We start from the raw sequence: 20652 nt of genomic DNA on the forward strand, positions 1-20652 counted from the left end.
TTGCAACTAATAAATAACTATGAACTATCATAACAAGCAATTCCGGCCATTAAGTAATTCAGAAAATGGAGAGGTTTCTGAAGATACGCGTTTTCATTATAAACAAGAAGGCAATATTCTTACCTCTGAGTACAGTGGGGCACAAATAGTAAAAGGGCACTTAATTGGTTTGGTAGATGAAAACGGCAATATCAATATGAGGTATCATCAGGTGAACAATCAAGGAGAACTAATGACTGGAATTTGTCATTCTACACCTGAGATAATGCCTTCAGGTAAAATAAGATTACATGAAAAATGGCAATGGACCTCAGGAGATCAATCTTCAGGAGAGTCTGTTTTGGAAGAAGTATAATGCTTGAATCAAATTGACTTTCAAACAAGTACACAGCTTTCATAGCCTTTTTTGCTATAATTTTTATATTTAATAAAAATATTGTTTTATTAGCATAATAAAGCACTAACACATATATGACTTGCTTTTCGAAACTAACGAATTCGGACTGTCCCAAGAAGGATTTCATCTTCTTCGAGATAGATTTAACTATAAAACATATCCTTATTCAGAAATAGATAAAATAAGGATAGAAACAGGCAAAGCGCTTGAAGAACTTCTTAAGGAAAAATTAAAAGACAGACTCACCTCTACAGTCTAGTGCTGCTCATTTAATCGCCAATCATATTCCAAATAATTGATGTTAGCGTCTTGGGAAATTACCACTTTACTATATTGATTCAAATAATCAATAAGATCTCCCCTCTTGGTAAAGTCTCCTCTAAACCAACTAAATATACTTGAGATACGGATTTGATTTTCGGCTATTAGATTCCGCTTCCCATCATTAATAAACCATTCTGCCTGAGCTTGTAATTGCTCATCTATTAACGAGGCTTTATAAGCTTCATTTCTTAGCGGCGGGCAAGAGTAAGAAGCACAATTGATAGCAAAATGAATTCTTGGTTCATCAAACTGCTTTCGTAATATATCGTGTTCTATTTCATCCAAACTACATTCTATCCCTCCTATTTTAAAAAACTGCCTATGCCACACCGTATGTATCCCAGGTATGTTTAAAGTAGGTTTCAGGTCTTTAATACTTTTTACAGGATAATTATCTACAATCAGTTTTATGGTAAACGCATTGTATGCATTGATCCAATAGGCCAATTGCTCCTCTCTAGTCCATTTGGCTTTATCAGGGGCGTGATCACTTAATAGCTTCAGGTATTCTTCTAAAAGAACTTTATCAGAAATGAAACCTTTGTAATCAACCCAACCCTTTTCATCCACATGCTTCTTCAACAGTCTGTCCCAAATATCGTGACTAGGAACAACTTCACTACCAGTACGCTCAGAAGCATTACAGGCCAGAACAGCCACCATAGCAAATACTAGCACTACATGAGTATATATTATTTTCATATTGAATTGATAAACTAAAACTTCTTCACTAAACCGGTTTCTAAATCTGCATAATAGGTCTGAACATAATCATCATCTCTATTGGCCACTTTTATTTCCAGATACTTTATTCCCTTTTTCTTATAGGTTTCAGTAAACAAAACAAAAGGCTGATGCTCCGCCTGGGAGTAATAGAACTTAAATATATCAATTGGTTCACCTCCTTGCTCATCCCTCACTTCCATTACTATCTGATCATCCCTCTTGCAATCCAACGGTACCAATATCTTATCTTTACTTTCGGTAATTCTATATGAAGACTCTGCCACATAATACTTCTTACCTGAATTATTTTGGAGCACTAAACGATAATAGTAATAACCAGGCCTCTTTAATGAATCTGTATAAGAATATTGCTTCTGTGCTGTTCCAAAAGCATTATACTTAATGGGGACTTCCGCTAAAAGTGAATACCGAAATACATCTTTCGCTCTCTTATAAACAAGCGTACTTGAGCTATTAACTAAAACACTATCTGGAATAGACCAATTAAGAGTAACATGGCTTCCCTCCATAACAGACTGATAATTGTGAAGCATATTCAATTGCTGGGCAGAAAAGCCCTTTGGCTCAGGAGCCAATTCAATTTCAAAACTACAGAAGTCATGAAGGTACCCGTCCACTACCAACCAATACCTATTATGAGCTTTTAGCTCTTTTAACTCAACATAAATATCATCTTGGGTGGCCAAAGAAACACAATCTACAATGCTATAGGTGTCTGGAGCACAAAGCTCACCCTCTAGCACCACCAGCTGCACACCTAGTAAATCTCTGCATTGCTGCCTCTGAATATTAATATACAGATGAGTGAACTCCTCTGTATAAAAAAAATACCATTGATCATTATGGTATTTAATGCACTTATCTGTCAGCGATTCATCAATACAAGCTTGTTCCACTGTATTATTCTGGGTATTGGACGCTACCTGCTTACCTATCTCCAACAATTGAGCCCGGGCCATATCATCATTAGGAGACTGAGAACAGCTATATTTGCAGCCCAGAGATATGATTATGATTAATGTAAAGCAAAACCTCATTTTTTAAAAGTAAATACTCATGACTAAAATGCATAGTAAGTTTTTATTTAATGAAAAATTATCTAGTTTTGCAGACCAAAATTTTAAACAATTATAAAATACTGAGTTTTATGAAAAATTACGAGACGGTATTCATTTTAAATCCCGTTTTATCTGAGGAGCAGATGAAGGATACTGTCGCTAAATTCGTACAGGTATTAAAAGATGGTGAAGCAAACATCATCAACGAAGAACAGTGGGGACTTAAAAAGCTGGCTTATCCTATCCAGCATAAATCTACTGGCTTCTATAACCTGGTTGAATTTGAGGCGAATCCTGAGCTTGTTGATAAACTGGAAACTGAATTCAGAAGAGATGAAGCTATAATGAGATTTCTTACAGTTTCATTAGACAAACACGCTATCGAATACAACGAAAAGCGTAGAAAAGGAGCATTTAGAAAAGATAAGAAAAAAGCTAAAGAGGAGGCTGCATCATGACATTAATGAACGAACCTGTAAACAGGAACGAGAATAAGAACAAATACTGTCGTTTCAAGAAGAACGGTATTAAATATATAGACTACAAGGATCCTGATTTCTTGTTAAAGTTTGTAAACGAACAAGGTAAAATATTGCCTAGAAGAATTACTGGTACAAGCCTGAAATTCCAAAAGAAAGTGTCTCAAGCTGTAAAAAGAGCTAGACATTTGGCCTTATTACCTTATGTAACCGATTCTTTAAAATAAGAAAAGACTTTATTTATCATGGAAGTAATATTAAAACAAGATATACAAGGACTTGGTTACAAGAATGACACTGTAGAGGTGAAACCAGGTTACGGTCGTAATTATTTGATCCCTCAGGGGTTTGCTATCATTGCCAGCAAGTCTAATGCTAAAATGATCGCTGAAAACATCAAACAAGCGGCTCACAAAGCTGAGAAAATTAAGAAAGATGCTGAAGAAATTGCTGCCAACATTGGTGATCTAACTATCGAGTTAGGAACTAAAGCTGGTGAAAGCGGTAAAATTTTCGGAGCTATTACTGCTAATCAGGTAGCTGAGAAGTTGAAATCTAAAGGTTTTGATATCGATAAAAAGAGAATATCTTTTAACGAGAATATCAAAGATCTTGGAGAGTACAAGGCTACTATCGACTTACACAGAGATGTGAAGCACGAAATTAGTATTAAAGTTGTAGCTGAATAAGCTTCAGAAGACTATAAAGGAAAGCCTTGGTGCACTAGCATCAAGGCTTTTTTCATTTTATGCCATTAAGATTTATCTCACACTCCTAACTAATGGTTGTTAGCTTAATCATGAATAATTCTTTATTTTTGAAATAAACGAATGCCCTCATGAAGCAAGTAACGCCTTATAAACCAAAGCATAAAATAAGAATAGTAACCGCAGCCAGCCTCTTCGATGGCCATGATGCCGCTATTAATATCATGCGCCGGATCATACAAGCCACCTGCTGCGAAGTAATACACCTGGGCCACGACCGCAGTGTGGAAGAAGTGGTAAACACAGCCATACAAGAAGATGCTCAGGCTATAGCTATGACCTCCTACCAAGGAGGACACACCGAATATTTCAAATACATGCATGATCTACTCAAAGAAAAAGGAGCAGATCATATCAAGATTTTCGGCGGTGGTGGTGGCGTTATATTACCTGAAGAAATAAAAGAATTGCATAATTATGGCATCAGCAGAATTTACTCTCCTGATGATGGTCGCTCCATGGGATTACAGGGAATGATCAATGATATGATAGAGCAATGTGATTTTGCAACCGGTGAGACCTTGAATGGCGAAGCTACTCACCTGGCAGAGAAATCATCCTCAGCTATAGCCAGACTCATATCTGCTGCGGAAAACTACCCGGATAAGCATCAGAAACAACTAGACGATATACACCAACAAGCTGAAAAGGTAAAGATTCCTGTGCTGGGAATAACCGGAACAGGAGGGGCTGGTAAATCATCTTTAGTAGATGAACTGGTAAGGAGGTTCCTGATGGACTTTGAAGACAAAACTATTGCCATTATCTCGGTAGATCCTTCCAAAAGGAAAACAGGAGGAGCTCTTTTAGGAGATAGAATCAGGATGAACGCTATTAGGAACCCTAGAGTATACATGCGCTCACTGGCTACAAGACAATCCAATTTAGCCCTCTCCAAACACATCAAAGAAGCCATTCAAATTCTTAAAGCCAGTAATTTTGACTTGATCATACTGGAGACATCCGGCATTGGTCAGTCAGATACAGAAATTACCGACCATTCTGATGTGAGCCTGTATGTTATGACTCCTGAGTATGGTGCTGCTACGCAACTGGAAAAAATTGACATGCTGGATTTCGCTGATATCATAGCAGTAAACAAGTTTGACAAAAGAGGCTCACTAGATGCATTAAGAGATGTAAAAAAGCAATACAAACGCAATCATGGCCTCTGGGAAACACCAGATGATGACCTGCCCGTGTACGGCACCATTGCTTCACAGTTTAATGACCCGGGCATGAACAGACTCTATAAGGAAGTAATGGACATTATCGCCACCGAAACAGACGCCGATCTGCACTCTTCTTTCGAAATATCTGATGAGATGTCAGAAAAGATATTTGTGATACCTCCTAACCGCACACGTTACCTATCAGAGATTGCTGATAGCAACCGGGCATATAATGAAAGAGCTCAGCAACAAGGAGAAATCGCTCAGCAGCTGTATGCTCTCAATAAATCCATGCAAACTATTGCTGCCAGTACAATTAGTGAAAAAAATAGTGCCACAAAGGCCTTACAAGAGACATACGATTGGCTCGAACTTAACCTGGATCCAAAAAACAAGAAGCTGCTTGAAGATTGGGACGAGCTTCGTTACAAATATAAAAATGAGTTATACAGCTTCACTGTCAGAGATAAGACCATCTCTATAAAAACCCACACAGAAAGCCTATCTCACAGCCAAATACCAAAGATTTCTCTGCCTAAATATGAAGGTTGGGGAGACCGACTCAAGTGGCTCTTACATGAAAATGTACCAGGAGAATTTCCTTACACGGCGGGAATTTACCCCTTTAAGAGGGAAGGCGAAGACCCTACTCGCATGTTTGCTGGAGAAGGTGGGCCAGAAAGAACCAACAGGCGCTTTCACTATGTAAGTAAAGATATGCCAGCCAAGAGATTATCCACTGCTTTCGATTCGGTTACGCTCTATGGCAATGATCCTGATTACCGTCCTGATATTTATGGTAAAATAGGAAATGCCGGTGTTTCTATCTGCTGCCTGGATGATGCTAAAAAGCTATACTCAGGCTTTAACCTGGCAGATCCTTACACCTCTGTTTCGATGACTATCAATGGCCCCGCCCCTATTCTATTAGGTTTTTTCATGAACACCGCTATTGATCAGCAATGCGAGATCTATATCAAAGAAAACGGCCTTGAAAAAGAAGTTGAACAAAAAATTAAAGCCTTATATAAAGGTAGAGAAAATGAGAGACCTGCCTATCAGGGCAAACTACCAGAAGGTAACAATGGATTAGGAACTATGCTGCTAGGTGTTACGGGTGATCTGGTTTTGCCAGCCGAAGTATATCAAGATATAAAGCAAAAGACACTAGCTACAGTAAGAGGTACTGTACAAGCCGACATCCTAAAAGAAGATCAGGCGCAGAACACTTGCATTTTTTCTACCGAATTTGCCCTCAAGCTAATGGGTGATGTTCAGGAATATTTCATTAATGAAAATGTTCGAAATTTCTATTCCGTATCCATTTCCGGGTATCACATAGCAGAAGCAGGTGCTAACCCCATAACCCAGCTGGCCTTTACACTAGCTAACGGGTTTACTTATGTAGAGTACTACCTAAGCCGTGGTATGGACATCAATAAATTTGCCCCTAACCTTTCGTTCTTTTTCTCTAATGGTATAGATCCTGAATATGCTGTAATTGGCAGAGTTGCCCGAAGGGTATGGGCCAAAGCTATGAAAGAGAAATATGGTGCCAACGCCAGATCTCAAATGCTTAAATATCATATTCAAACTTCAGGTCGATCTTTACATGCTCAGGAAATAGATTTTAACGATATAAGAACTACTTTACAGGCCCTATACGCCATATATGATAACTGTAACTCTTTGCATACCAATGCTTATGATGAAGCCATCACTACTCCCACTGAAGCTTCAGTAAGAAGAGCAATGGCTATACAGCTGATTATTAATAAAGAATTAGGATTGGCTAAAAATGAAAATCCACTGCAGGGTTCCTTTATTATAGAAGAACTGACAGACTTGGTAGAGGAAGCTGTACTCACTGAATTTGACCGTATCACAGAACGAGGTGGAGTACTAGGTGCTATGGAAACCATGTATCAACGCAGCAAAATTCAGGAAGAAAGCCTACACTACGAAACACTAAAACATACTGGCAACTACCCTATTATAGGAGTTAATACTTTTTTAAGTGCTCAAGGATCTCCAACTATTATTCCTCAGGAAGTGATAAGAGCTACTAAAGAAGAAAAAGAATACCAAATAGAAATGCTGAATAATCTGCAAAAACACTATGCCTCCAAAGCTGAAAAAGAGCTAAATACTATTAAAAAAATGGCTATAGACAACGGAAATATATTCACTGCTCTCATGGAAGCTACAAAAGTGTGTTCGCTAGGGCAAATCACTCATTCATTATTTGAAGTAGGTGGAGAATACCGAAGAAATATGTAAGGTTTACCTTATGTTATTTGATGAGAAATCATCTCCAATTGGAGATGTATATTTCTTCATCTTCACTGAGATAGAAATTAGAAAAAATCACCTGAGTAAATCATCTTTTCTATAAACAAATAGGCTCATATTGTAAATCAATATGAGCCTATTTGTTTATAGAAAACTGAATATCAGAAGCTTAAAAAAATAGCTAAGGGATTTTACTTACGTAAAAAGCATGAGTTTTAAGGGTAAAAGCACTAAGCATTATCACACATTCCGATATCTCCCGATCTAAAAAAATATCTGGTAATTATTATCATAACACTAAATTTAGACAAACAGAAACATCTTATTTTATATATAATTAATATGTTTTATTACATTATTTTAATATTAACATTGTTAATTCAACTGAAAAAATCTAAGACTTAAATCGTTTTCTATCTACGATAGTAATTAACATATGTCAATTATAAAACTAAAGCTTACATCTTACAGAGTTTAGTCATTTAATCCTATTTATTCTAATGATATTGTACTTACTTACATCAAAAGATTTTGATTTTATACTACTCATGCTACTCGTTACTACTACTTACTTTAACATTTAAGGTTATAAAAGGCCTTATTTTTTAAAGCTTAAAAAACTTAATCACCTAAACCACCTGACCTATGAGCATGTATAAAATTTTCATGGCTACTCCATGTGAGTACCCAGATGTAAACCTTGTACTCTCTATTTTGAAAACCGCTGCCTATCCGATACTGCATTTGGGTAGGAACAAAAAACAAGCCGAAGAGGCTCTAAATCTACTAACTAAAAAGACCTACAAACCGTTTGGGGTTTGTATTGAAACTGAGAATTTAGCTGAGTTGGAGCTTCCTACTCAAGTTACTGCTGTTATTACTTCTAGCGCCGTAAACCTTAAACTACCTAAAGAAATCAATTGGTATATTCAGGTTACAAATGCACAAGAAGCCATAGAAGCGCAGGAGAAACAAGCTGACGCCATCATTATAAAAGGAAATGAAGGTGCTGGTAAAGTTGCTTCCGAGTCAAGTTTCATTCTATTTCAAAAAATTAAAAAGACTACTTCTCTACCTATTTTTATTCAGGGAGGAGCTGGTCTACATACTTCTCCTGCTCTAATTATGGCAGGGGCCGCTGGTATAGTTCTAGATAGTCAGCTAGCTCTTTTTAATGAAAGTAAGCTTCCTCAAGCACTAAAAGACACTTTAAGCAAAGTAGATGGCACTGATACTAAGCTCATAGATGGCCATCGTGTGCTAATTAGACCTAACTCACCCAAACTACCGGAAGGTCCTACCTTCAAAGATTTAGAGCCCTTATTAGGAGGCTTAGATATCAATGAATCCATAATCACTATTGGTCAAGATATTAATATCGCCAGAAACTTTAAAGCCAAATTCACCACTATTAAAAAACTAGTGAGAGGCCTGCAGGAAGCGATACATGCACACATAAAACAAGCAAAGGCGATTCCTGTTTTATCCGCAGATAATGCCTTCGCTAAAACATTCAACATAAAATATCCTATTGCTCAAGGCCCTATGACTAGGGTCAGTGATGAGCCTAAATTTGCTAATGCCGTGGCTGAAGCTGGCGGCCTACCCTTTATAGCCCTGTCTCTGGTAAAAGGTCAGAAAGCTATAGACATGATAGAAAACACCAAAAAGCTAGCTGGCGATAAGACATGGGGAGTTGGCGTTTTGGGTTTTGCTCCTCAAGAGCTTAGAGATGAGCAGATGAAATACATCAAAGCGGCCAAGCCTCCGGTAGTGCTAATAGCCGGCGGAAGGCCCTCTCAAGCTAAGCCTCTGGAAGAATTAGGCATTAAGACTTTCCTACATGTACCTTCTACAAGTTTGCTAGATATGTATCTTAAAGAAGGAGCTAAAGGCTTTGTCTTTGAAGGTAGAGAATGTGGAGGTCACGTAGGCCCTCTTTCCAGCCTTGTATTATGGGAAAGACAAATAGACCGTCTCCTGGAAGAAGATAATGCACAGGACTTTAACATTATTTTTGCCGGAGGTATCCATGATGCCCTATCAGCTTCCATGATAGCTACTATGGCAGCACCATTAGCAGCCAAAGGAGCCAAAATTGGGGTACTGATGGGTACCAGCTATCTGTTCACCAAAGAGGCTGTATCTTGTGGTGCCATCTTGCAAGAGTTTCAGGATCAGGCAGTGCAACATTCTGATACGGTACTATTAGAAACAGCTCCCGGGCATGAAACCAGATGCCTGAATACTCCTTTCGCTGACTTCTTCAATAATGAGAAAAAACGAATGACCGAAGAGGGACTTGACAAGAAGGAAATCTGGATGAAGCTGGAAGAGCTAAACGTAGGCCGACTGAGAATTGCATCTAAAGGGATAGAAAGGCAAGCTTCCGGCCTTGTAGAAATCAAAACTGATGAGCAACTCACCTCCGGTATGTATATGATTGGCGAGGTGGCTTCTCTGAGGAACAAAATTGTGTCCATGGCTGAGCTCCATGAAGATGTAGCCGTTAACAATCAACAGGTAATAGAAAAAGCCCTCTTACCTTCTTACCCTGAATCTCCTCAAAAAGCACTCGATGTGGCCATAGTAGGTATGGCATGTATCTACCCTGGAGCATCAGATATAGATGAATACTGGAAAAACATATTAGAAGGCAAAGATTGTGTTACCGAAGTACCAGATGAAAGGTGGAACAAGGATTTATATTATGATCCAAACTCTATGAACGGAGATAAAACGCCGTCCAAATGGGGAGGTTTCATTCCTCAAATAGACTTCGATCCTTTGGAATATGGTATTCCTCCACAATCACTAGCGGCCATTGAACCCACGCAACTGCTCAGCCTCATGGTGGCAAAAAAGGCACTGGAAGATGCGGGCTACGCAGGAGATGACGTAAACAAAGAAGATATATCGGTGATTTTTGGTGCTGAAGGAGGTAATGACTTAGCTAATAGCTACGGCTTCCGCTGCTTCTTCCCTCAGCTTTTTGGAGAAATACCTAAAGAGCTGGATGAAGCCTTACCCAAACTCACTGAAGACTCATTCCCTGGTGTACTTGCCAATGTCATATCTGGAAGAATCACTAATCGGCTGGATTTGGGAGGCAGAAACTACACCGTAGATGCTGCCTGCGCCAGCTCTATTGCCGCAGTAGATTTGGCCTGCCAGGAGCTTATTCTCGGCAGGTCAGAATTAGTTCTGGCCGGTGGAGCTGATCTTCATAACGGTATCAACGATTACCTAATGTTCTCCAGTACGCATGCACTTTCAAGAAAAGGACGCTGCCAAACCTTTGATAAAGATGCAGACGGTATCGCTCTTGGAGAAGGTATAGCCGTAGTAGCGCTCAAAAGACTTACTGATGCTCAGGCAGATGGTGATAAAATTTATGCAGTAATCAAAGGCGTAGGAGGCAGTAGTGACGGTAAGAGCTTAGGATTAACAGCTCCACGCCGTAGCGGACAAGTAAAAGCCCTTGAGCGTGCCTACGAAAGTGCAGGCATCTCCCCTGCCGAAGCAGGACTCATAGAAGCTCATGGTACCGGCACGGTAGTGGGTGATAAAACAGAAATAAGTGCGCTCACAGATCTTATGTTACAAGCTGGTGCCACTATTAACCAAACCCACCTGGGATCAGTAAAAACACAAATAGGTCACACTAAATGTGCGGCTGGCTTAGCTGGACTTATTAAAGCGGCCTTATCTATATATCATGGTGTAAAACCTCCTACTATACAGCTTAAAAATCCGAATCCATTCTACAATGCTAAAACGAGCCCGTTCGGTTTCAATACCCAGGCTGGTATCTGGACAGACGAAAAGCGCACCGCCGGAGTAAGTGCCTTTGGATTTGGAGGCACTAATTTCCATGCCGTACTCCAATCTGCCGAGCAAACACCTGAAAAGGCTTCCTCTATGAATCACTGGCCAGCTGAATTGTTCGCCTTTAGAGGTAATTCTTATGAAGAGGCCTTAAAAATGGTCAATCAGGTAAAAGAACTTCTGAGCAACAACGACAAAACACCGTTGAAAAATCTGGCCTATAGCCTTGCCATTTATAATGACGAGCCGATACAGCTAACTATTGTAGCTACTGACTATAATGACCTGATGGAAAAACTAGAGCTCACCAGCCGAGGCGTTTCTGAACAGGGTATTTACAAAACGGAAGCCAAAGAAGGTAAAGTAGCTTTTATGTTCCCTGGTCAGGGAAGTCAAAAAGTGAATATGGCCAGAGATCTTTTTGTAGCATTCCCAGAAATGAGGAAGCTACTAAAAAGCAGACCGGATTTACAAAAAATCATATTCCCTTCAGCTGCTTTTGATAATGATCTTATAAAAGAGCAAAACGAAAAAATAAAAGATACCAGAAATGCACAGCCATTACTGGGTGTAGTAGACTATGCCATAGCATCATATTTGAAGAAGCTGGGTATAGTGCCGGACATGGTAGCAGGCCATAGCTATGGTGAATTACCTGCACTATGCTTTGCTGGTGTTATAGATGAATATGATCTGGTAGACTTAAGTATATTCAGAGCACAATCCATTCTCAATGCTATTGATGGAGATCCGGGCACTATGCTGGCTGTAAGCATCACTACTGAAGAACTAGAAGAATTAATAAAAGATGAAGAAGGTGTATATCCGGTAAACCTAAATGCTCCCAAGCAACAGGTCTTGGCCGGCGCTACGGATACCATTACCGCCTTTGCGGAAAAAATTAAAGCTCAAGGCGTTAGCTGCAAGCTTATTCCGGTGGCCTGTGCTTTCCACAGCCCTCTATTGGCAGGAGCCAAAGACTTATACAGTAAAGTACTAGAAGATTATGCCTTTGGTAAACCCGCCATGGATGTATGGTCTAATACCACAGCAGAAACCTACCCGTCTTCTCCTGTAGAAATTAAAGAGAGATTATCAGATCACCTGGTAAATCCGGTTAAATTCTGCGATCAGGTGGCTAATATGTATGCTGATGGTGCTCGAATATTTATAGAAACAGGTCCTGGATCTGTACTTACGTCTTTAACTAAAAATATTATCGATGAAGACAAAGTAATTATCACTACAGAAAGAGCCGGCTCTGGAGTAGCTTACTTACTGAATAGTATAGCGGCCTATTTGTCTACTGGAAAAACAGTGGCAATAGATAAACTATTTGAAGGACGAGAGGCAGAAAAGCTGGATTTAGATAATCCTGCTCAATACGCCAAAAGGAAGACTATGTGGTATGTTAATGGCCATTACTCCTACCCTGCCTTTGGTAAATTACCTGCTCATGGAGCTAAGCCTATTACCAAGCAAATAAAACTTACGACTAATGGCAATGGCAGCTTTGCCCCAGCTCCAACTAACGATCATAATACTGAAAAATTGGTGCAAGACTACCTCACAAATGTAAAATCCATGGTAGATGCCCAAAGAGACGTGATTTTAAGTTACTTAGGCCATGCCCCGAAAGCCCCTATCAATTATCCATTACCACAGGAGCAGCCTCGCAGCAACGGTACTCCTGAAGCCATTCCTGCTGCGGCCCAGCAACCAGCCTCACAGCAAGCTCCTGCTTTAACAGCGGCATCCATTAAAACCACCTTAATGGCCATAGTGAGTGACAAAACAGGATACCCTGAAGATATGCTTGGAATGGACATGGATATGGAAGCCGATTTAAGCATCGATTCTATAAAGAGAATGGAAATCACGGCTGAGCTAAAAAACAAACTCGGAGGTTTTAATCTCAAAGGTAAAAACGAAGAGCAAGTAGTAGAACAACTGGCTTCTATCAAAACGCTCAACGGCCTTGTAGATTGGGTGTTAGCTAATACTCCCCAGCCTGTAGCCACTGTGACAGCTGTAGCTGAGCCATTATCCGCCACAGCTCCAAGCGCAAATATTGACATCAAAGGCATGTTAATATCTATAGTTAGTGAAAAAACAGGATACCCTGATGATATGCTAGGGTTGGAAATGGATCTGGAAGCAGACCTAAGCATTGACTCCATTAAAAGAATGGAAATCATAGGAGAGCTGAAGAATAAACTGGGTGGTTTTGGTGCTACCGATAAGTCTGAAGAACAGCTGGTAGAAGAGCTTTCGGCCATCAAAACGCTAAGCGGCCTTATCAGTTGGTTAGAAAACAGAATACAACCTGCTGTTTCCACCAGCCCTTCTACCACGCCACAACCTGTTGAAACCACTGCAAACAGTGGCGGAGCACCAAGCCAAGAAGAGGTCAAGAAAATGCTGACTCATATCATCAGTGAAAAAACAGGATACCCTGAAGACATGCTCGGCATGGAGCTTGACATGGAAGCCGACCTGAGTATAGATTCTATCAAAAGGATGGAAATTATCAATGACCTAAAAAATCAATTAGGAGGTTTTAAAAGCAATGGCAAGTCTGAAGAAGCACTGATTGAAGAATTAGCATCCATAAAAACGCTGCAAGGCCTGGTTAATTGGATATGCCGTACTTCTCCCACGGCCTCCACTAATGGCACTACTAGTACAGGTAATGACATAGTTGCTACCCCCGATATTCCTAAAAAAACAGGACTAAAAGAACGATTAGTAAGACTAATGTTCAAACTAACCAACTCTAAGGATATTGATAGCAATCAATCCATGGTTCAAAATAAAAAGTTTGCCATTACCAATGATGGTGGTGAAATAGCCGAATCAGCAAAATCACTGCTAGAAAACAGTGGAGCTCAAGTAGATATTATATCTGAGGTCACAGACTTGAAAGGCTATGACGGACTCATACTTCTGGATATCTTCGAGGCATCTAAGCGACCACACATTATCGATTTTGTATCGTTAATCAAGAGGCTTGATCCGCAAAAAGCCAAATGGATTTATGTAATCTCAGACCTGAAAGCGCATTTCAAAATGTCTAAAGACATCAGTATGCTTAGGAACTTCCAGGGCTATTCAGGTTTCTTAAAAAGCCTTAACAAGGAGCTGCCACACACACACTGCAGAACCATCAACCTGGAACACCCACTACCTGACAGCGAAATAGCCAATATTATGCTTCATGAACTTTTCTTACAAGACAACCACATTGAAGTATTCTACAAAGGCAATCAACGTCAGACCTATGAGCTGATTCCTACAGAATTAGCCAGTGGCACGTCTTCTGAAGTCACACTTGATAGTGAATCTGTAGTACTTGTTCTCGGTGGTGCTCAGGGCATAACAGCAGAAATGATGATCCGCTTCAGTCGTGAATATGCCTGTAATTATGTGCTAGTGGGACGCTCTGCTGACCCTAGAGAAGAAGCAGAAGATGCCTACACCTTCATCCTTGATAAGGATCAAATTAAAAAGACCATTATTCAAGAAGGTGTATTGAAAAAACCAGCAGAGATAGAAGCTAAAGCTCAGCGCATTTTCAAAAGAAATCAGATTTTAGCCACCATTCGCTCTTTAGAAGCCAACGGAGCCAAGGTAAATTATAAGGCTCTGGACCTTAGAAGTGAATCGGACTTATCTGCTCTCATCGATGACCTGTATAACCAATATGGCAGAATAGATGGTGTAGTACATGGGGCAGGCCTGTTAGAAGACAAGCTATTCCAAGACAAAACTCCTGAATCATTCGAGCGTGTGTTTTCCACTAAAGTTACTCCTATAAGGGTAATGGCAGAAAAGCTGAAGGATAATGTACAATTCCTTGTACTATTCTCTAGTGTAGCTTCTGTATACGGAAACAAAGGCCAGACTGACTATGCCGCAGCGAACAGCGTACTCGATATCTACGCTTGGGAGCTTAAGGAGAAATTCAAAGGCAAAACCATTTCTATTAACTGGGGCCCGTGGAAAGGTGCCGGCATGGTATCTCCTACGCTTGCCAGAGAGTACGAACGTAGAGGTATTGCCCTTATCCCTTTAGAAGAAGGCATGGAGTCTTTTGTCAATGAAATCAAATATGGAAAAGACAGTCAGGTGCTGATTATGGCAGAGTAGTAAAATACTCTGTCCTTTTCCTCTTCAATCTACAACCTAATCCAATATGACCAATAACAACAACTTTGCTATTGTAGGCATGTCATGTGTCTACCCTGGCGCTGACGATATAAATACTTACTGGAATAATATAAAGAACAAGGTAGATGCCATTACCGATGTTCCTGAAAACAGATGGGAAAGTCGTTATTATGACCCTTCCTCTTCTGAGGTAGATCGTTTCTACTGCAAAAGAGGCGGCTTTATAGATGACTACGCTAATTTCGATCCTTATGAATTCGGAATAGTACCTATAGCTGTACAAGGCACTGAGCCTGATCACCTCATCACCTTAAAAATGGCTAAAAATGCCTTGACCGATGCGGGGGTATTCGATAAAAAAATCCCACTTGACAAAACAGGAATAATACTAGGAAAAGGCAACTATACTGGTACCGGAATGATAAGACTTCTGGAAAGAATGAGAACCGGAGAACATATTGCCAACCTTCTGAGCTCTCTTGTTCCTGATCTTACTCCCGCCCAAGTAGAAAAAATACGAAAGGGCTTTCAAAAAAACACGGGGAGATATGGGCCTGATACAGCTATGGGACTCATTCCTAACCTAGCTGCCTCATTGGTAGCCAATCGCCTTAACTTAGGAGGTACAGCTTATACAATTGATGCGGCCTGTGCCAGTTCCCTTTTAGCTATAGATCAAGGTGTAAAAGAGCTACAAAGCGGCAGGTGTAATATGATACTAGCCGGAGGAATTCACCTCAGTCAGAATGCCCCTTTCTATAGCGTATTTACTCAGCTGGGAGCGCTCTCACGAAGCCAGCAAATAAGGCCTTTTGATAAAAATGCAGATGGCTTACTCATAGGAGAAGGCTGCGGCATGGTAGTATTAAAAAGGCTCGATGATGCCCTTGCTGATGATGATCGAATATATGCAGTAGTAAAAGGTGTAGGCGTAGCCAGCGATGGAGCAGCAAGTAGCCTGATGAGCCCTTCTGTAAAAGGGCAGTCACAAGCTATAGAACACGCGTGGGATATGGCACAAATGGAAAAAGAGGTAGGCTATATAGAAGCCCATGGCACAGGCACTCCCTTAGGCGACAAAACAGAGACAGAAACACTTATCAACTGCTTTGGCAGCCGCACCGATGCTCCTCTGGCGGGCCTGGGTTCAGTAAAATCTATGATAGGCCACACTATGCCTGCCGCTGGTATGGCTGGGCTTATAAAAACGGCCTTAGCCCTTTATCATGGACAAATACCTCCTACCCTGCATTGCGATTCTCCTCTGGAAGCACTGAGTAATTCACGCTTTATGACTATCAAAGATGTAATAGACTGGGACCAAACAGAACTGCCCAGAAAGGCAGGAGTAAATGCTTTTGGCTTTGGAGGCATTAACTCCCATGTGGTTTTAGAAGGCTTCAATGCTCCTGATAAAAAAAGAAGCAAATTATTTGCTGGCAGCTCAGTAAACTTATCTAAAGACCAAGTATTGCTAATGGCCCGGCCCACTGCTGCTGCTCTTATTGAAGCTTTAAAAAGTGAAGACACTTCGGTTGGCCAAGGGGACCATAAGCTAGCAGTATTTGATCCTACACCAGAAAGAATAGAGAAGGCTATTAAAATTATTACTAAAGGAAAATCATGGAGAAACAGAAATGATATATGGTATACAAATGATCCTTTGCTAAAAAATAATGATAAAATATGTTTTCTATTTCCGGGGCTGGATGCACTAGAAAAAAGTGATATCGAAAGCATTTGTGAATATTTCAACATACCGCGGATGGAACATGCCGAAGCTTCCGAATTAATAGAATCAAGTATCAAGGTATTTGAAACAAGTATGATTCTGGATCAGGCATTAAAAAAATTAGGTATAGCTCCTGATCTCATTGCAGGGCATAGCCTGGGAGAATGGCTAGGTTGTTACTCTTCCGGCATCTGTGATGAAAAGTATGTGTTAAAGATGCTCACTCAGCTTGATCCGCATTCTATTAACGTTCCAGATGTTCACTTCTTAGTAATTGGCTCCGGAATGGATCAAATCAAACCTCTCATCAAGGATTTTGAGAACCTTTACCTCACCCATGATAACTGTCCTCATCAGGTTATAGTCTGTGGCCATATTACTGAAATAGAAAAGTGTAAAGAGATTCTTAATGAAAAGCAGATATTTCATCAGCTATTACCTTTTCAGTCAGGCTTTCACTCACCTTTCTTTGAAGGGTACATCAATCAGCTGCGAGATAAGCTGTTCATTATCCAAAAAGAACCTTCTATACCCTTATGGTCTGCCACCACTACCGAGCTCTACCCTACTGATATAGAAGAAATTAAAGAGCTTACGCTTCAGCATTTAACTCAGCCTGTAAGGTTCAGAGAGCTGGTAGAGAAGCTACATGAGCAGGAAGGGGTAAAGTATTTCCTACAAGTTGGTGCTGGAGGATTAGCTGGATTTACTGACGACACCTTGAAAGGCAAATCATTTCAAACCATTTCAGCCAGTTCTCCTAAAAGAACTGCCCTCAATCAACTTCAACGTGTACTTGTTTCTATTTTCGTAGAAGGAAAAGAAATTGACATTGACTTCCTTAATCTACGTAAACCAGTGAAGACTACCAGGAGCATGAAGTTATCACTAGGCTTCCCTCTAGTCAATGAGTTTGACAGCACCCCAATAGCTCCTGCCAGGCAAGAAAGCACAATAATGGACGAATATGTAACCGAAGATGGGCATCCGCTACTTCAATCATTACACCTTAATTTCAATGCTATTAATAGTGCTCAAAAGGAAATAAGTAGTGTGCTCAAGCAAAAGCTAACCATGAGTACATCTTCGATTGGGATAGAAACGCCTCCATCACCACCCTATACTTATCAGCCAGAGGAAAAAGTAACTCCTAATGATTTTGAAAAAGCTATGGAGCTTTCATTGGAGAAATATCCCTACCTGATAGATCACTCTATGTATGTGCAAAAAGAAGGGTGGCCATATATGGAAGACCGATTTCCTGTGGTACCTATGACCATGCTCATTGAGCTAATGGCTGATGCGGTATTAGAACAGGTTCCGGGCATGCAAATAGAGAAAATCGAAAATATTCAAGCCTTTAAATGGACTCATGTTTCCGACCCTATCCATTTGGTTTTAAAAGGAAGCTGGCAAGATCACAAAAAAGTAAATGTCACACTTGGTGACTATGCTACAGCGCAGATAACAGTAAGAAGCGGCAAAGGATCCTCCTACTTGTCCACTTCAGAGGACATAGGAAAGACTATGACTCCAACCATGACGCAAGAACAAATCTATGAAGACAAACACATGTTTCATGGTCCTGCCTATCAGGGAATCAAGGAGTTCATCAAAATGGGAGATAAAGGTATTAAAGGTATTATCAGAGCCAGCTCAGGTAAGGGGTCATTACTTGATAATGCCGGTCAACTCTTTGGCCTATGGATTCAAATGACTGTACCTTATAACCACATAGCTTTTCCTGTAAAAATCAAAGAAATAAACTTTCCTGATAATTATAATGATCAGGATGGAGAATTTGAATGTACATGTCACCTTACCGAAAATAACGATGATATATTCGGTAGTAATATTACGGTAAACAAAAATGGAAAAACATGGGCCACTATTAATGGATGGATCAACCGAAGACTGGGTTTTGACCCTAAAATGTGGGACACTTCCCGTCAAGTTTTAGATAATTCACTTAGTGAAGAATTGCCCAATGGTATATTTATTTTCAAAGATACTTATAGAAGAAGTACAGCCTGGGATTTTATTAGCAAAAGATACCTAAGTAAGCCTGAAAAGGATATTCTGGAAAGCTTGCCTCTTACAAGGCGGAAAAAATGGCTCATGGGTAGAGTAGTAATAAAGGACATTGTAAGAGCTACTCTTAACAAGAAACAATCGACCAAGCTTTATCCCGGTGAAATAAATATTAAAAAAGACCATTACGGAAAGCCTATAATAATTGGTGAACAAAGCACACTTGAACCTATCAATGTCTCTCTGGCTCATAAAGACAAAATAGCCGTAGCTATTGCGTCTCAAACCAGTGAACCAGGCATAGACATAGAAAGCATCGAAGATCGAGGGGAAGGGTTTTTAAAACTCTCATTCCACGATAGTGAGCTAGCCCTTATACCTAAAGATGAAGACACCTGGGAGTGGGCTACGAGGCTTTGGGCAGCCAAGGAGGCCTACGGCAAAAGCATAGGAAAGGGCCTGCAAGGCAACCCTAAGAACTATAAAATTGAAGAAGTGGATGGCACCAGCGTCCGCATTGAAGATAAATGGATTAAATCAACCTTAATTAATAACTACGTAATAGGATGGATACAGTAAAAACACTTACCACAAGAAATGAAATTCTCGAAGAAATGAGATCAATTATAAGTGATGTCATAGGGGCAGAATTTGTAGAGGATATGGATATTACCGAAGAAAGTTCATTTACTTCTGATCTGGAAATGGACAGCATAGAAATAGTTTCCTTCTCTGAAAAAGTAAAAGAAAGCTTTGGTAAGGACATAGACTTCACCGGCTGGCTCACCAACAAAAATCTGGAAGAGATCATAAAGTTGAAATTGAAAGATGTAATTGATTTTATACAATCATGCCAGTAATAAATATACCATCAGGCAAACTGCATGTGCAAGAACTGGAAGGCAACTCCGAAGATACTGTGATATTAATTCATGGTCTCTTCGGGAACCTCTCTCTTTACTATTTCAATATAGCTCCTCAGCTTAGCGAAAACTACCGGGTGCTCATGTATGACCTGCGCGGCCATGGCAAGAATAGTAAAGAAGAAAGCGGCTACCACCTGAATCAAATGACTCAGGATTTGGAAGCCCTTATAGATTACTATGAATTAGAAAAAGTTCACCTTGCAGGATATAGCTTTGGCGGTCTTATAGCCTTAAAAATGGCTATGATAGCCCCTGAAAGGATAGATAAACTCATGATCATAGATGCGCCAGATCTATCAGGTATCAGTGAAGAAGGCTTTGATCAAATTTATGAAAGAGAGTTTATAAAGCCCTACCTACAGCAACATGAGAATACCCATAAAGAAGTAGAAAGCTTCATTAGAAAAAAGGTAGACAAAAACATTTCTACTTACAATTTTCTTATGCACAAAACTGCTCTACTATTCGATTTAACATTGGACAAAAATTTATTCTATCACCCTGATTTAAAATACATTACAAACGAAACCTTACTACTCTACGCAAGTTCTTCATGCTTTGCTAAAGATGGAAAAACGCTATCTGCGATCTTGCCTTCTTCCAGCCTTAAATACCTGGAAGGCAACCATAGCATGCCCATGATATCGGGTAGGCAGGTCGGTAAAGAACTCCATATGTTCTTAAAAGAGCTAAACGAGTATGCGCTAACAGTAGACCAATAATTAGTTA

At 40.0% G+C, this 20652-nt stretch carries 12 protein-coding genes; 10 read left to right on the forward strand and 2 right to left on the reverse strand.

Features of this window, described 5'->3' with window-relative positions; translation table 11 throughout:
- Positions 1 to 19: 19 nt before the first annotated feature.
- Together JL102_RS04990 and JL102_RS04995 are read left to right on the forward strand one after the other, a co-directional pair.
- Complete coding sequence (locus JL102_RS04990) at positions 20 to 355, forward strand: n-acetylglutamate synthase (RefSeq protein WP_202243145.1); 336 nt, start codon at positions 20 to 22, stop codon at positions 353 to 355.
- Positions 356 to 476: 121 nt separating this feature from the next.
- Positions 477 to 656 (forward strand): hypothetical protein, encoded by a 180-nt coding sequence (locus JL102_RS04995; RefSeq protein WP_202243146.1) that lies wholly within the window; start codon positions 477 to 479, stop codon positions 654 to 656.
- Here JL102_RS04995 and JL102_RS05000 read toward each other — a convergent pair.
- Together JL102_RS05000 and JL102_RS05005 are read right to left on the reverse strand one after the other, a co-directional pair.
- Positions 653 to 1423 carry a DUF547 domain-containing protein gene (locus JL102_RS05000; protein ID WP_202243147.1) on the reverse strand — a complete coding sequence of 257 codons (771 nt, stop codon included), beginning with the start codon at positions 1421 to 1423 and terminating at the stop codon, positions 653 to 655. The two genes, JL102_RS04995 and JL102_RS05000, sit on opposite strands and share 4 nt — an antisense overlap.
- Positions 1424 to 1437: 14 nt before the next feature.
- A complete protein-coding gene (locus JL102_RS05005; RefSeq protein WP_202243148.1) occupies positions 1438 to 2505 on the reverse strand; it encodes a hypothetical protein in 1068 nt (355 codons plus the stop codon).
- A gap of 110 nt (positions 2506 to 2615) precedes the next feature.
- Here JL102_RS05005 and rpsF point away from each other — a divergent pair, with 110 nt between their 5' ends.
- The 8 genes from rpsF (at position 2616) to JL102_RS05045 (ending at position 20645) form a co-directional block, all read left to right on the forward strand.
- On the forward strand, positions 2616 to 2984 hold the full coding sequence (gene rpsF / locus JL102_RS05010; RefSeq protein ID WP_202243149.1) for a 30S ribosomal protein S6: 369 nt from the start codon (positions 2616 to 2618) through the stop codon (positions 2982 to 2984).
- Positions 2981 to 3232 carry a 30S ribosomal protein S18 gene (rpsR, locus tag JL102_RS05015; protein ID WP_040495468.1) on the forward strand — a complete coding sequence of 84 codons (252 nt, stop codon included), beginning with the start codon at positions 2981 to 2983 and terminating at the stop codon, positions 3230 to 3232. Before rpsF ends, rpsR begins: the two co-directional genes overlap by 4 nt.
- A gap of 18 nt (positions 3233 to 3250) precedes the next feature.
- Positions 3251 to 3694, forward strand: a complete 444-nt coding sequence (gene rplI / locus JL102_RS05020) for a 50S ribosomal protein L9 (RefSeq protein WP_202243150.1) — start codon at positions 3251 to 3253, stop codon at positions 3692 to 3694.
- A gap of 149 nt (positions 3695 to 3843) precedes the next feature.
- On the forward strand, positions 3844 to 7224 hold the full coding sequence (locus JL102_RS05025) for a methylmalonyl-CoA mutase family protein (protein ID WP_202243151.1): 3381 nt from the start codon (positions 3844 to 3846) through the stop codon (positions 7222 to 7224).
- A gap of 657 nt (positions 7225 to 7881) precedes the next feature.
- Positions 7882 to 15213 carry a type I polyketide synthase gene (locus JL102_RS05030; RefSeq protein ID WP_202243152.1) on the forward strand — a complete coding sequence of 2444 codons (7332 nt, stop codon included), beginning with the start codon at positions 7882 to 7884 and terminating at the stop codon, positions 15211 to 15213.
- Positions 15214 to 15259: 46 nt separating this feature from the next.
- A complete protein-coding gene (locus JL102_RS05035) occupies positions 15260 to 19576 on the forward strand; it encodes a beta-ketoacyl synthase N-terminal-like domain-containing protein (protein ID WP_202243153.1) in 4317 nt (1438 codons plus the stop codon).
- Positions 19564 to 19857: an acyl carrier protein gene (locus tag JL102_RS05040; RefSeq protein WP_202243154.1), complete on the forward strand. Its 294-nt coding sequence runs from the start codon at positions 19564 to 19566 to the stop codon at positions 19855 to 19857. The genes JL102_RS05035 and JL102_RS05040 overlap by 13 nt, the downstream gene beginning before the upstream one ends.
- Positions 19848 to 20645: an alpha/beta fold hydrolase gene (locus JL102_RS05045; protein WP_202243155.1), complete on the forward strand. Its 798-nt coding sequence runs from the start codon at positions 19848 to 19850 to the stop codon at positions 20643 to 20645. Before JL102_RS05040 ends, JL102_RS05045 begins: the two co-directional genes overlap by 10 nt.
- Positions 20646 to 20652: the final 7 nt, after the last annotated feature.

The sequence above is a fragment of the Fulvivirga sediminis genome, from assembly GCF_016757215.1.
Classification (GTDB): domain Bacteria; phylum Bacteroidota; class Bacteroidia; order Cytophagales; family Cyclobacteriaceae; genus Fulvivirga; species Fulvivirga sediminis.

Coding starts and splice junctions, on each gene's coding strand:
- JL102_RS05025 (WP_202243151.1), top strand. CDS start 3,844: ATGAAGCAAGTAACGCCTTATAAACCAAAGCATAAAATAAGAATAGTA.
- JL102_RS05005 (WP_202243148.1), bottom strand. CDS start 2,505: ATGAGGTTTTGCTTTACATTAATCATAATCATATCTCTGGGCTGCAAA.
- JL102_RS05030 (WP_202243152.1), top strand. CDS start 7,882: ATGAGCATGTATAAAATTTTCATGGCTACTCCATGTGAGTACCCAGAT.
- JL102_RS05035 (WP_202243153.1), top strand. CDS start 15,260: ATGACCAATAACAACAACTTTGCTATTGTAGGCATGTCATGTGTCTAC.
- JL102_RS05040 (WP_202243154.1), top strand. CDS start 19,564: ATGGATACAGTAAAAACACTTACCACAAGAAATGAAATTCTCGAAGAA.
- JL102_RS05000 (WP_202243147.1), bottom strand. CDS start 1,423: ATGAAAATAATATATACTCATGTAGTGCTAGTATTTGCTATGGTGGCT.
- JL102_RS04990 (WP_202243145.1), top strand. CDS start 20: ATGAACTATCATAACAAGCAATTCCGGCCATTAAGTAATTCAGAAAAT.
- JL102_RS05045 (WP_202243155.1), top strand. CDS start 19,848: ATGCCAGTAATAAATATACCATCAGGCAAACTGCATGTGCAAGAACTG.
- rpsF (WP_202243149.1), top strand. CDS start 2,616: ATGAAAAATTACGAGACGGTATTCATTTTAAATCCCGTTTTATCTGAG.
- rplI (WP_202243150.1), top strand. CDS start 3,251: ATGGAAGTAATATTAAAACAAGATATACAAGGACTTGGTTACAAGAAT.
- rpsR (WP_040495468.1), top strand. CDS start 2,981: ATGACATTAATGAACGAACCTGTAAACAGGAACGAGAATAAGAACAAA.